The 14,328-nt window shown below is 67.7% G+C and carries 3 protein-coding genes; all 3 read left to right on the top strand.

Features of this window, described 5'->3' with window-relative positions; genetic code table 11:
- Positions 1-5: 5 nt before the first annotated feature.
- Genes KK483_RS02415 through KK483_RS02405 form a run of 3 tightly spaced genes read left to right on the top strand, consistent with a single transcriptional unit; the run spans position 6 to position 14,280 of the window.
- Positions 6-5,264 carry a hypothetical protein gene (locus KK483_RS02415; RefSeq protein ID WP_262003291.1) on the top strand — a complete coding sequence of 1,753 codons (5,259 nt, stop codon included), beginning with the start codon at positions 6-8 and terminating at the stop codon, positions 5,262-5,264.
- On the top strand, positions 5,261-11,974 hold the full coding sequence (locus tag KK483_RS02410; protein WP_262003290.1) for a DEAD/DEAH box helicase: 6,714 nt from the start codon (positions 5,261-5,263) through the stop codon (positions 11,972-11,974). Before KK483_RS02415 ends, KK483_RS02410 begins: the two co-directional genes overlap by 4 nt.
- A complete protein-coding gene (locus KK483_RS02405) occupies positions 11,971-14,280 on the top strand; it encodes a UvrD-helicase domain-containing protein (protein WP_262003288.1) in 2,310 nt (769 codons plus the stop codon). The genes KK483_RS02410 and KK483_RS02405 overlap by 4 nt, the downstream gene beginning before the upstream one ends.
- The last annotated feature ends 48 nt before the right edge of the window (positions 14,281-14,328 follow it).

Raw genomic sequence — 14,328 nt, 5'->3', positions numbered from 1 at the left:
GCGCGATGAGCTACACCTACGACTCCTTCTCCAACCGCGGCGAGTACCTCTCCGCCCACTACTTTAGCGAGGAGTTGGAGAACACCCTCAAGAAGAGCAAAGTGGGTGACGAGGGCCTGTTCACCCTGTGGACCAGTCGCGAGACCGACCCTCACGACCCGCAGCCCACTCCGCGTGAACTCCTCCCCCGGCTCCGCGGTGAGTACCTGGCCACCGTGCGTCCCTTCCTCGCCGCCCGCGCCCAGCAGGAAGAACTCGGCAGCACCTACGACGACCCCACGGGCGAGTGGGCCGAGCGCCTTACTACCTGGCACACCGCCGTCCTCAAGGCCTTCGGTTACGGCGGTGACCGGCCGGAGCCAATCACCGTGCACAACGCGGGTAAGGAGTACGAACTCCAGGTCGCCTGGCACGGAGATGGCATCCTCGCCGTCGACTGCGGCTGGACCGCCAAGCTCGACGACGCCCTCGACCTCGCCGAGGCCGGACAGCTCCTCCACCCCCTCAAGACCGCCGATGGCCTCCTCGAAGTCGGCGAGAAGCTGGCGGGCTGGCTCTTTCAGAGCGAACTGCACGAGCCGGGCGGCGACGCGCCCCGCTTTATCCTGCTGCTCTGCGGCGGCGTGCTCGTCCTCGCCGACCGGAGAGCCTGGGCGGAAGGCCGCTATCTCGCCGCCAGCCTGGACGCGGCCCTCGCCCGCAACGACACCGCGAAGGCCGGCGAACTCGCCCTCCTCGCCGCCCTCTTCTCCCACGACATGCTCGCGCCCCGCCCTGACGGCAAGGGCCGACGCTTCAACGACCTGCTCAAGGCCTCCCGCGACAACGCCGTTGGCGTCAACTCCGAGCTGCGCAAGGGACTCCAGCAATCGGTCGAGATCATCGCGAACGAGGTGCTCGCCCGCCTGCGCAAGGCGGAGGTCGAGCCGCGGGAGATCGAGGACCTCAAGAAGGGCCCGTTCGCCAAGCAGCTCACCCGCGAATCGCTGCGCTACCTGTACCGCATCCTCTTCCTCCTCTACGCGGAAGCCCGCCCCGAACTGGGCATTCTGCCCGCCGACGACTCGACGTACCAGACCGGGTACTCGATCGCCCGGCTGCGCGAACTGGTGGCGCGCGAGCGAAAGCTGGTCGAGGAGGACAGCCGGAACGGCTTCCACCTCTTCGCCTCCCTCGACGTCCTCTTCAACAAGGTCAACTACGGCCACCGCCCGCACGGCACCGAAGCAGACGACGACAAGCCAGCCGAGGAACGCAGCGAGCTTCGCGGACTGCGCTTCGAGCCGCTGCGCAGCGAGCTGTTCGACCCCAAGGCGATCACCCTTATCGGCCGTCGCATCCTCCACCCTCGATGGGACGAGGACGGCGACGAGCAGCCGAGGTGGCTGGATCTGCGACTGCGCAACGAGGCGTTGCACCAGGTACTGCGTCTGCTGACCATGAAGGAGGCCGGCCAGAAGGGCAGACAGGGCGGCTTCATCTCCTACCGCAACCTCGGCATCAACCAGCTCGGCGCCGTCTACGAGGGCCTGATGTCCTACACCGGCATAATCGCCGAGAAGGAGCTCGCCGAGGTCGCAAGGCCGGGTGAGAAGCGGGGTGGCAAGCAGTACGGCGAGCCGGAGAAGGGCTCGTGGCTGATTCCCGCGGACCGGCTGGGCGACTACCCGGAGAACACCTGGGTCGTCTACTCCGCCCAGGACGCCGAACAGCACGGCCTTCGCGGTCCGAAGAAGTACGCGGTAGGCGAGTACGTCTACCGGCTGGCCGGACGCGACCGCGAGACGTCCGCCTCGTACTACACGCCGGAGTCGTTGACGAAGGTCACCGTCGAACTGGCTCTCAAGCACCGGCTCACGGACGAGACGCGGGCGAGCGACCTCCTGAAGTACACGATCTGCGAGCCCGCGCTCGGCTCCGGCGCGTTCCTCAACGAGGCGATCAACCAGGTCGCGGACGAGTACCTTAAGCGCCGGCAGGAGGAGCTCGGCGTCAGCCTGGACACGTCGAAGGCGCTGGACGCGAAGCAGAAAGTCAAGGCGTACATCGCGCTGCACAACGCGTACGGCATCGACCTGAACGCGACGGGCGTGGAGCTCGCCGAGGTGTCGCTATGGCTGAACACCATGCACCCCGGTATGCGCGCACCATGGTTCGGACTGCACCTGCGGCGCGGCAACTCGCTGATCGGGGCGCGGCGTTGGGTGTACGAAGCGGACCGCATCAAGAACGAGCGGACCGTCGGCGGTACGACGCCGGTCAAGTTGCCGTTCCGCGACACGGAGGGCGATGGCGCGGAGCAGGCGCTGCCCGAGGGGGCGGTGCACCAGTTCCTGCTGCCCACGCCGGGGTGGGGCGCGGTCGCCTTGGTCAAGCCAGCAAATCCTGCCGGCCAGCTCATCAGGCAGTCGGCCAAGCCGGAACTCGACCGACTTATCGAGTGGCGAAAAGCGGTAGGCGCCAAACCGAAGGCCACGGGTGGCAAAGGGAGCCAGCTCGCGCGGCTACAGGAGGCGGCCAAGCGGGTGGAGTTCCTCTGGCAGCTCGTCGGCAAGCGGATGGAGCTGAGTGAGCGCGAGATTGCCCGCACTATCGACGTGTGGGGGACCGGGCGGGAGGAGGATGCGGAGGAGTACGCGTTCCTACGCCGTGATAAGACGAACGCGGAGGGGGACTCCTTGCCGCTGACCAAGGAACAGGTCTTCCAGGACTTGTTCGAGGCAGAAGGTTCTCCGTACTGGCGACTCAAGCAGGTCATGGACGCGTGGTGTGCGCTGTGTTTCTGGCCGCTGGACCAGGTGGGGATGCTCGACGGGACGGACGCAGAATACGAGACGCCACCGGTGGTGGCGGTCGATGCGCTGTTGTCGTCGGGGGTGCCGCAGGTGGGCGAGATGGAACCTGCGCCTGCACCTCAGTACGTCGAGAGTGGGCTGCTGTTCGCGCTGAACGGGGACCAGTTGACCTTCGGAGAGCGCGCGGACGAGAGTGAACTGGTCGAGAAGACGCGGGTCAAGAGGCGTCGCACGCCGTCGGCGCCGAAGAAGGGCGTAGGAACGGCGCAGCGCCGCCCCGTCATCGCTCTGAAGGACCTGGATGACTGGCTTGCCTTCCTGGAATCCATGGTTGGCACGGGGTCGGTCCCGGAGGAAACGTTTGCCACCTCCGTTGACTCCCTGGAGGAGCTGAAGGTCCTCGAAGAGGCCATGCAGGGCGAGATGGGCATGGACGATGCTCGAAAGGCCGTGGAGACGCGGTATCCGTGGATGCGGTTGGTACGGGATATCGCGAAGGAACAGGGGTTCCTGCACTGGGAACTGGACTTTGCGGGTGTATTCGCGAGTGAAACGGGAGGTTTCGACCTCCAGGTCGGGAACCCGCCTTGGGTGGAGATCAAGTTCAACCGTACAGCCAGTTTCTCCGAGTTCGAACCCCACCTGACGCTGCAGGAGAGCCTTACCAAGGAGCGCGAGGCAGAGTTGCGCGATCGTGTCTTGCAGGTGCCCGAGTGGCGCATCCGGGTACTCCGAGACGCGGCCACGGACACGGCACTGGCGAGCTTCTACTCCAGCGCGGCCGTGTACCCGATCCTCGCGGGGACACCGGCGCACCTGCACCCGCGCTTCATGAGCCAATGCTGGGACCACGCGGCCGCGACGGGTGCCATCGGACTCGTACACCCCGATGGTCACCTGAAAGGGAAGCAGAACCGGCGCATCCGTGCGGAAGCGTATCGCCGGCTGCGTGTGCACGGAGCCTTTGTGAACGTCTCGAATTGGGCCTTCCCTCAACCTGTTGGACACACGAAGGAGTTTGCAGCCAACATCTACGGCCCTCGTCAAGAGGTCAACTTCAAGCACCTGAGCTTCCTCTACAGGGCCGATGTGCTCACAGATTCCCTGCGGCACGATGGGTCTGGTCCGGAACCGGGTCTAAGGTTCGACGGGCAGTACGACACCCGGCCGCACCGGGCGCGGATCATCAACGTGAATGCAGAGACTCTCGCCCTGTGGAGTGAGCAGCAAGGCGGTGAGTTCCCGGCGGCGGAGGCGGAGATGATGTATCCGCTGACGCAGAGTGAACAGAATGCGGTCGCTCTGATGGCGAAGTACCCCATCCGGCTCTCCCGCGACGAGATCAGCATGAGCCGTGGCTATGACGAAGAGCGCGACCGTACTGCGGGATACGTCAACTATCGAAGCCAGCGGCCGGCTTCCTGGGATGAAGCGATCCTGCATGGCCCGCATATCGGTCCTGGAACACCCTTCTGCAAGGAAGACCCCGAACTGAGATCAGAGGGGGTGCGGATCGATCTGACCACAATCCCAGCCGACTTCATTCCCGCCACCAAGATGGCCAGGTCATGCGATCGGGAAAGGTTTGAGTCCATGGCTATGGTATGGAGGGACTGGCAGGGGCAGCCACATGCCCGCCACTACCGCTTGGCCTTCCGGCGCAGGAACGACGGGAAGACGGAGAGGGTTCTGCAAGCCGGGATCATTCCCCCAGGTCCCACCCATGTTCACGGTGTCCACAGTCTTGCCTTTCGAAATCGCCAGCATCTGCTGCTGGTCTCCGGTTTCTGGTCGGCGATTCCGCTGGACTACATGCTGCGTGCCTTCGGAATGAAGGACCTCTACGAGACCGGTGCCCAGCGGCTTCCCGCTCCGTCTCCGGACCACCCGCTGGCGAGGGCGCTTGCCATCAGGTCGGCCCGCCTGAACTGTCTCTCAAGTGCCTACGCTGACCTGTGGGAGTCGGAGTTCCGTTTCTCATGGCTCTGCGAGGAATGGGCAATTCCGTGGACGGGCCTGCGCCCACTGAACGCGATGGAACCCCGCTGGTCGTGGAGCACACCACTGCGCACGGAGTTCGAACGCCGCGCCGCGCTCGTTGAGCTCGACGCGCTGGCCGCTGTGTGGATGGGGCTTCCCGCAGACGCACTGATCGCGGCGTACCAAGCACGCCTCGACGTGCTATCCGCCCGTGAAGAGCAGATGTACTTCGACGAGCGCGGGCGACAACTTGCTTCAGACAGGTGGGTTTTCGGCACCGGGCAGACCGGCGAGCATTGGAAAGCCCTAGTGGAGCATTTGGCCGCACCCGACGCCAGTCCTGTCCCCGACGGCTACACCGCCCCCTTCTACAAGGCCGACCGCGAGCGTGAGATGCGCGCCGCGCACGCCTACTTCAAGCAGCGCCTCGACGAAGCCGTGGCTAAGGGTCTGTGGGACCCGGAGAAGATGGAGGTCCCGACCCCGTGAGGCCGACCCTCGAAGCACAGGGACTCAAGGAGAGCCTGCTCCAGTACCTGTCCACGACGTACGGTCTCGCGGACGAGGGCGCCCGAAAGGCGCTGAACGCCTTCCTCGGGGACGAGACGACGGGTATGTTCCGCGGACCGTACCTCCGCCTGCGTACCCCCTTCACCCCGGCCGACGACGGCTGGCAGCAGTACCTGGACTGGGTCCGTACCGACGGCTGGACACCCTACGCCCACCAGGCCCGCGCCTTCGCCCGGCTCACATCCAAGGACGGCCACACACCTCAGCCCACGCTCGTCACGACAGGCACAGGTTCCGGCAAGACCGAGTCGTTCCTGTACCCCGTGCTTGATCACTGCGCCCGCGAGCGCGCGGCCGGGAACAACGGGGTCAAGGCGGTCTTCCTGTACCCGATGAACGCCCTGGCCACCGACCAGGCGGCCCGGATCAACGATCTGCTCACCGATTACGACGAGTTGAGCGGTGTCCGCGCCGGCCTCTACATCGGGGAGAAGGCGGCGACACACTACGACCAGGTTTACACCCGGCGCCAGGACATGCAGCTGTCCCCGCCGGACATCCTGATCACCAACTACAAGATGCTCGACTTGCTGCTCCAGCGTGCCGCCGACGCACCGCTGTGGGACGGCAGCGACATCCGCTACGTGGTCGTCGACGAGTTCCACACCTACGACGGCGCACAGGGCACCGACGTCGCCATGCTGCTGCGCCGCCTCGCCATCGCCGTCGATGCCAACCAGCCAGGCAAGCCGCTTGGCTCGATCACCCCCGTCGCTACCTCCGCGACCCTCGCCTCCGGCACTGATGAGGATGGGGTACGCCAACTCCTCTCCGTGGCCACCAACATCTTCGGCACGGAGTTCACCGAGGACGCGATCGTCGGCGAGGACCGGCTGACGGTCGACGAATTCATCCTCGGCGAGGACGAGTCGATCCCGGACGCGCGATTCCTCCCCGGCCAGGCCACGCCCCCCGAGACACTCACCGCCCTGCCGGACCCGGCGTCCGGCCTGGAACAGCTCGCGGACCTCGCCGAGGCCGTCACCGGAAGCCGGATCACCGACCCGGTCGCCCTCGGTGCCGCGCTCAAGCGCAACCGGCTCACCTACGGTGTCCTGAACGCCTTCGACGGCACGGTGCGCACCTACGACGAGGTGCTCGACGTGATGCGCCGCAGTGGGGCGAAAAGCTGGGACGAGGCGATCACGACGCGGCCGCAGATCGCCGCGCTGGCACTCGCCCGTTTCGTGGCCCTGCTGTCCGTGGCGCGTGACCCGGACGCGCTGCCCGAGCTCGGCCGCCCCTTCGTCCAGGTCGAGGTTCACCAGTGGGCGCGGTCCGTCACCCGCATGCTGCGGGGCGTACTGCCGTGGCCGAAGGCCGAGTTCGCGTGGGATACGGCCGGGGCGCAGAACCAGTCGCGTACCACGCCGGACACCACCGCCTCCCGCGACACCAAGATCTTCCTGCCTGCGGTGTACTGCCGCGAGTGCGGGCGTTCCGGATGGTCGGTCCTCGCCCCCGAGTCGGACTTCGAGGAGCTGAACTTCGAGGCCCACAAGATCCGCCGGGCCACCGTCACCGCCGAGAAGGCCAAGGTGCGCACCCTGGTGGCGGCCACCGACAACGAGGCCCGTGAGGGCAACGGCCGTACCGCCATGGACCCGGCGGCGCAGAGGTCGCTGACCACCGGCGGCGCGGGCGTGCTCATGGTGCTCGATGGTCTGTCCCAGCGTCTGCGTCTTCCCGATCCCCAGGGTGACTACGACGACGAGGGCAACCCGGCTCCTGCCGGCCCCGACTCTGCCTTCGTCCTCGTCCAGCTCGGCGACACGGCGGAGCGCGCCGCCAAGGACGACTGGTGCCCGGCCTGCGGCACGCACAACGCGATCCGCTTCGTCGGTACGGGTGCCGCCGCTCTCGCCGCTGCCTCCGTCACCCAGCTGTTCACCAGCGGGGAGATGGACAAGAAGCAGCGTGAGACGAAGACGCTGATGTTCAACGACTCGGTGCAGGACGCCGCGCACCGGGCCGGGTTCGTCGCCTCCCGCTCGTACACTTTCTCCTTGCGGGCCCTGTTTACCAAGCACCTGAGCGAGCAACGGCCCAGCGCGCTCAACGACCTTGTCGCCGACGTCGTCGCGGCCACCACCGACCGTGAGACACTCGCCGCCGTCGTCCCGCCGGACCTGCACGACGACACGGGTGTGGCGCGTCTGCTGTCGGGCGTGGGGCGGGGCGGGGACCGGAAGACCTGGGATCTGATCGGTGAACGGTTCGCGTTCGAGGCCGTGATGGAGTTCGGCCACCGCTCCCGCAACGGCCGTACCCTCGAACTGACCCGTACCGCAGCCGCCTGGGTGGACATCCCCGACGAGCAGGCGGCCGTGGCGCTCGTGCGCGCTGCTCATGAGGAGGTCGCCCAGCGCGGGTTGACGCTCACCGAACACGACGACTCCCGCTATCTGGCGTTCCTGCGCGGCCTGTTGGAGCGGCTGCGTACGCGGGGGGCGGTCGGGCACCGGTGGCTGGAGAAGTTCCTCGACGAGGCGGGCACCAGCCGTTACTTCATCTGGGGCGGTCGCCCACGCGGCATGAAGGCCTTCCCCAAGGGGGTTTCCGCGCCGACCTTCCTGCTCGCGCGGCCCAAGCCGAGCAGCGAGTTCGACTTCGCCGCCGGACGTCTGTCCTGGTACCAGACCTGGGCCCAGCGCTGCCTCGACATGACGCGCGAGCAGGCCGACGAGTTCTGGGTGCGGCTGCTGCCGCAGCTCACCGACGCCGGGCTGCTCGCCGCGCGTACGCCGAGCGACTCGGCCGCCCGTCTGTACGGCCTTCAACCGGGTGCCATCCGGCTGCAGTTGCTGACCGACGCCCAGGTCAACGAGGCGTATGTGCGCTGCCCGAAGTGTTTCTGGGAGCAGACCGTCCATCCCTCGCTGCTGGCGCAGTATCACGGGCAGCCTTGCCAGGCGTATCGCTGTGCGAAGGGGCGGCTGGTCGCTGGTGATCGGTGGCTGGAGACCGTGGACCGGCACGACCGGGACCGGGACTACCGCGACGACTACTACCGCAGCCTGTACCGACGAGCCGGCACCTACCAGGTCATCACCGCCGAGCACACCGGTCTGCTCTCCCGCGGCAAACGCGAACGCGTCGAGGACGCCTTCCGCAACGGCGAGGGATTCAACGACCCCAATGTGCTGTCCTGCACGCCCACCCTGGAGATGGGCATCGACATCGGCGACCTGTCCGCCGTCGTCCTCGGCGCCCTGCCACGCCGCCCGGCCAACTACGCCCAGCAGGCGGGCCGGGCCGGACGCCGCACCGGCAACGCCTTCCTGCTGACCATCCCCGACCGCAAGCGCCGCGACCTGTACTTCCTCGACCGGCCACGGGACATGATCGACGGGCGGATCGTGCCGCCGGGCTCGTATCTGTCGGCCATCGAGATCCTGCGCCGCCAGTACACCGCCCATCTCCTCGATCTCGCGGCGCGCGGCCGGATGCTGCGCGAGGACGGCAGGCCGCTGGCCGCGCTGTCACGCCGGGTCGACGAGCTCTTCGGCCCCTCCGGCTACCTCGCCGACTTCACCGACGCCGCCCTCGCCCACGGCGAGGAACTCGTCGCCGACTTCCTCGCCCTGTTCCCGACCGGCGTGAGCGACACCGCCAAGGCGGAGCTGGAGAAGTACGCGGTCCGCGGCATCCGGAGCGCGATCGAGAAGGCCGAGCGGGAGTGGGAGCGCGAGAACCAGAAGCTGCGCACCCGTATCCGTACGATCCGTTCCGCGATCGACGAGCTCAAGGACGGCGACGACGAACAGGCGGACACCAAGGCGGAGTTGGAGGCCGAGCTCGGCGCCATCTCTAAGCAGGGCGCCACGCGCCAGCGTCAGCCTTCGCAGACCGTGCTGTGCGACCTCGGCCTACTGCCCAACTACGCCCTCATCGACGCCACGACCACCCTCGACGCCACCGTCTTCTGGCCGGAGGGCACCACACCGGAAGGCCGGCCCCGCTACAAGTCGAAGTCGTTCTCCTACGGACGACCGCGCGGCTTCGCCCTGTCCGAACTCGCCCCTGGCAACACCTTCTACGCCGAGGGCTACAAGCACCGGATCACCGGTATCGACATCGTCACCGGCCGGGATCAGGACTGGCGCCACTGGCGTTTCTGCCCCTCGTGCGGCTACGTCCGCACCGAGAACGCTGAGAACGACATCACGCCCTGCCCGCGCTGCGGGGAGGCGGGCATCGCCGACTCCGGCAGCCTGTGGCAGATCGTCCAGCCCAGTGTCGTGACGGCCCGTGACAAGCGGGAGGACGCCAGGATCGGCGACGAGAGCGACGACCGCGACCGCCGCTTCTACACCGTCGTCGACATGGTCGACATCGACCCCAAGGACTTCGCGGTAGGCAAGTCCTGGCGGCACACCAAAGAGATCTTCGGCGTCGACTACACCCGCCGTGCCGTCATCCGCCGTATCAACACCGGACCGCTCAGCATCGGCGCCCAGGAGAACGACCAGCTCGCCGGGAAGCCGGTGCGCATCGCCCCCTTCCATGTGTGCACCGCCTGCGGAGCCGCGAGCGCGGACGGCCGGCCGGTCTTCGACGACGACCGGGACGCCGTCGACAACTCCGCCAACCGCCATCGCGAACTCAAGCACCACACTCCCTGGTGCCCGCTGCGGCGCGGAAAGAAGGGCGTACCCCAGGAACCGGTCCTGCTCGCCCACGAGCTGGAGACCGAAGCACTGCGCATCCTGCTGCCGGCCGCGACCGTCCTCGTAGAGGAGAAGGTCCACTCCTTCCAGGCAGCCCTGCGCCTCGGCGTGGACGGTGCCTTCGGCGGCGACCCTCAACACCTCGCCACCACCCTCGCCACCATGCCGGACCGTGACACGGCGGAGAAACGGCACTTCCTGGTCCTGTACGACCGTCTCCCGCACGGCACCGGCTATCTCGACCGGCTCACTGACCCCGCCGCCTTCCGTCAGGTTCTGGAGGGCGCGCGCCGGCTGCTCGTGGAGTGCCCCTGCAACGAGGAGGGCGGGCAGGCCTGCCACCGCTGTCTGTACCTCTACGCCGACGAGCAGTACATCGAGCGGGTCTCTCGCCAGGCTGCCCTGGAGATCCTCGACGAACTCCTGGGCACCGACACCGACGCCTGGGACACCAAGAAGGTCGGCAACACTGACCAGATCGGTCTCGACGGACAGGTCGAGTCCGATCTGGAGGCACGCTTCCTCAAGGCCCTGCGCGGGTGGGCCGGACAGCGCGGCGACGCCGTGCTGGAGGAGAGCAGCGACAACAGCGCCTACCTGCGTCTGGACGAGGTCGGCACCGTGCACGGCTGGCGTCTGACCGCCCAGCGCAACGAGGGTTACACCCGTACCGACTTCACCTTCGAACGCGTTGACGGTCCCAAGCAGAAGATTACCGTCTACCTCGACGGACACCGCTTCCACGCCACCCGCCAGCACAACCGGCTCGCCGGCGACGCCGACAAGCGCAACCGGCTCCGGGCCGAGGGTCGCGCCGTCTTCCAGCTCACCTGGGACGACCTCGACGCCTTCGAGCGGCAGACGAACACGGCGGAGTCCGCCGCGGGGCGGGAGGCGGCCGAGCCGGTGTGGCCGCCGTACCCGCGCAGCGCCCAGGACCTCGCCAAACAGCTCTACGCCGACCGTGGCGGCGACGACCTCGCGGCCACCGCCTTCACCGACCCGATGACCATGCTCCTCGCCTACCTGCGCAGTCCGGACGACGCGGCCTGGGGCAAGCGGGCATCAGCCATGGCCGGCGGGCTCCTCGGGACCAGCCAGGAGATCCTCGTCGGCAACGGCACCCCCGACCAGACGCGTCAGACGCTCAGCGGGCTCCTTGACGCCTGGGGCCGCACCGACGGGATCGACCCGGCGCCCGTCCAGGGCACCGGCACGCTCAACCTGTTCCAGACTTGCGACCAGTCCGGTCTCCCCGTTGCCTTCCTCGTCGACGGCGCCACCGGTCACTGGTCCGCCCTGGCCTGCCTCGACGACACCGCACCCGACCAGCTCGGCACGCCCGAACACAAGGCGCGCTGGCGCGCCTGGCTCCAGTGGTCCAACATCCTGCAGTTCCTCGCCCACGACGGCGGCGACGGCATCCAACTCACCACAGCGACCGCGGCGCGCTTCGACATCTCGGTCCTCAAGGCTCTCGGCGGCCTCGGCGAACTCGAATCGCTGGTCGTGCGGTACGGCACCGGCACACCCGCGCCGCAGCGCCCTGCGGTGGAGGCACCCGACGCCACTCCGCTCGAAGCGAAGCTGCGTGATCTGCTGTGGGACCGGGAGATCCTCGAGTACCTCGACGAGGACGAACCCGACGCCCCCCTCACCCGCCTCGCCCACGCCCTGGCCGACGGCGGCAAGGCAGCCCCCGCCTACGGCTTCGAACTCGGCGAACGCGGCTGGCTCGCCGACTTCGCCTGGGGCCACAGAGACCAGCGGATCGCCGTCATGGCTGAGCCGTACGACCACGAGGACGAGGAGAGCGACAAGACCTGGCGCGCCTACCGCGACGCCGGGTTCACCGTCCGCTCGGCCGACGACTGGCTCGCCGATCTCGACGCCCTGCTGACCGTGCTCCCCAACGCCACCACCCGCCCCGACTCCGAAGAACAGGGTGCCGCACGATGACCGCACGCCTCAGCCTCTACCAGAAGGCCGAAAACGAGCTCTACAAGATGGAGTCGTCGGTCAAGACGAAGTTCTACGACTTCTGTCACCAATTCCGCCTCGACCCCGATCACCCCAGCCTCGACCTCAAGCCCCTTAAGGGCGACGGCCGGATCTTCCGCGCCAAGATTGACCGTACGTACCGGGCACTTCTCGCCCGGGCCGGCGTCGGCGCCGATGGCATCCCGCAGTGGCTGATCGTCGCCGTCCGCCACCGCAAGGACGTCTACGAGGAACTCACCGTCGCCATCAACCGGATCACCGGTGAGATCGAGTTCGTCGACCTCGGCGTCGTCGGTCAGAGCGTCCTCCAGCGTGCGGGACTCCAGCTCACTCCGGCTCCGGACGAGCAGACCGTGCCGGTCGAACCCACACCCGCACCCGTCGTGGCGCCGGAACCTGCCGTCGCCGCAGAACCACTCCTCGTCGGCTGCGCCCCGGGAGACCTGCGTCGGCTCGGTGTCGCCGACGCGCTCATCGACCTCGCCCTCACCGTAACGACCGACGAGGAACTCGACCACCTCATCGCCGGCGCTCCGCGGCTGACCGCCGAGGTCCTCACCGGCCTCGGCTCCGGAATGTCTGTGGACGAGGTGGAGCGTGAGATCACCCAGCCTGCTGCCACCGAACTTGAGCCGGGCTTCGAGGACGACATGGCGGCGGCCCTCACTAGGACCGCGGTCACCACGGTCGACGACGACATCCGCAACGTCCTGGCCGAGGGCGACTTCCGCGCCTGGAAGGTGTATCTCCACCCCACTCAGCGCAAGATCGTCGAGCGGAACTACGGCGGCCCGGCCCGTGTCAGCGGCGGCCCCGGCACCGGCAAGACCATCGTCGCCCTGCACCGCGTCGCCCGTCTCGCCGCCGCCCTGCCCTCCGGCCACAGCAAGCCGATCCTGCTGACCACGTACACCAAGAACCTCACGGCCGACCTGCGCTCCAGGCTCACCTCGCTCATGGATCCGGCACTGCTCGGCCGCGTCGACATCAAGCACATCGACCAGCTCGCGCAGAGCGTCCTCAACGAGAACACCGCGCCCGGCTCGCAGCGCAGCCTGATCTCCGACGACCGGGCCCTGGACGTCCTGCGCGAAGTCCTCTTCGAGCACGATGAGCAGCGCTGGGGCGCCGAGTTCCTCTTCGACGAATGGGAACAGATCGTCCTCGGCCAGTCCCTCGCGACCCGCCAGGACTACTTCAAGGCCCGCCGCGCAGGTATGGGGCGCGCGCTGAGCCGCCCCGAACGTGCCGCCATCTGGAAGCTGCTCGACCAGTTCACTCTGCGCCTCAACGGCCTGGGCCGGGAGACCTGGGCCCAGTCCGCCGAACGGGCGGCCCGCTACGAGATGGAACGCGCCCACAAGATCAAGATCCGTGCCGAGCGAAAGGCGGACATCGGCGGCGGCGACCTGGTCCACCTCGACGACAACAGCTCCGCCATGCGCTACCTGCGTCATCGCTACCAGCACATCGTCGTCGACGAGGCCCAGGACCTCAGCCCCGCCCACTGGAAGATGCTGCGCGCCATGGTCGCGTCCGGCGAGGGCGACCTCTTCATCGCAAGCGACACGCACCAGCGGATCTACGACCGGCAGGTCACCCTCTCCACCGTCGGCGTCCACATCCGCGGTCGTGCCTCGAAGCTGACGCTCAGCTACCGCACCACCCAGGAGATCCTCGACCAGGCCGCCAAGGTCGTCAGCGGGGCAACCTACGACGACCTCGACGACGGCACCGACACCCTAGACGGCTACCACTCCCTGCTGCACGGCCCAGCCCCCGAGTACGTCGCCTGCGCCGACTGGACCGACGAGATCGCCCAGCTCGCTGAGGCTCTCAAGGAGTGGCGCGCGAACATCACCCAGCCTGGCGCGGACGGCACCGTACGCGACCCGAGCGGCACCATGGCTGTCTGCGTCGCCGACGGCGAGATGGCCGGCCGCGTCGCCACCGACCTGGAGATGAAGCATGGCATCACCACAGCCACCCTCACCAAGGACGGCCCGCAGGGTGGGGGAGAAGTCCACATCGGTACGATGCATCGATTCAAGGGGCTTGAGTACCAGAAGCTCGCGATCATCGGTGCGAGCGACGGCATTCTTCCGCGCACCGCCCTCGTCGAGCAGTACGAAAAGATCGACCCTAAGCGATACGAACGCGAACTCCAGAAGAGCCGAAACCAACTCTTCGTCGCCACCACCCGAGCCCGCGACGCGTTGCGCATCTCCTGGCACGGCAAGCCCAGTCCGTTCCTCCCCTTGTAGCTGACCGAGGCGGCTCTGCCCGGCGGTGACCAACTACCGCGGGGCAGA

This window comes from Streptomyces sp. FIT100, assembly GCF_024584805.1.
Taxonomy (GTDB): Bacteria; Actinomycetota; Actinomycetes; order Streptomycetales; family Streptomycetaceae; genus Streptomyces.
The sequence above is the reverse complement of the archived record's forward strand: the minus strand, read 5'-3'. Positions and strand labels throughout refer to the sequence as shown.

What these genes read in the sequence shown, in the direction of transcription:
- KK483_RS02415 (WP_262003291.1), top strand. Translation starts at nt 6, where the DNA reads ATGAGCTACACCTACGACTCCTTCTCCAACCGCGGCGAGTACCTCTCC.
- KK483_RS02405 (WP_262003288.1), top strand. Translation starts at nt 11,971, where the DNA reads ATGACCGCACGCCTCAGCCTCTACCAGAAGGCCGAAAACGAGCTCTAC.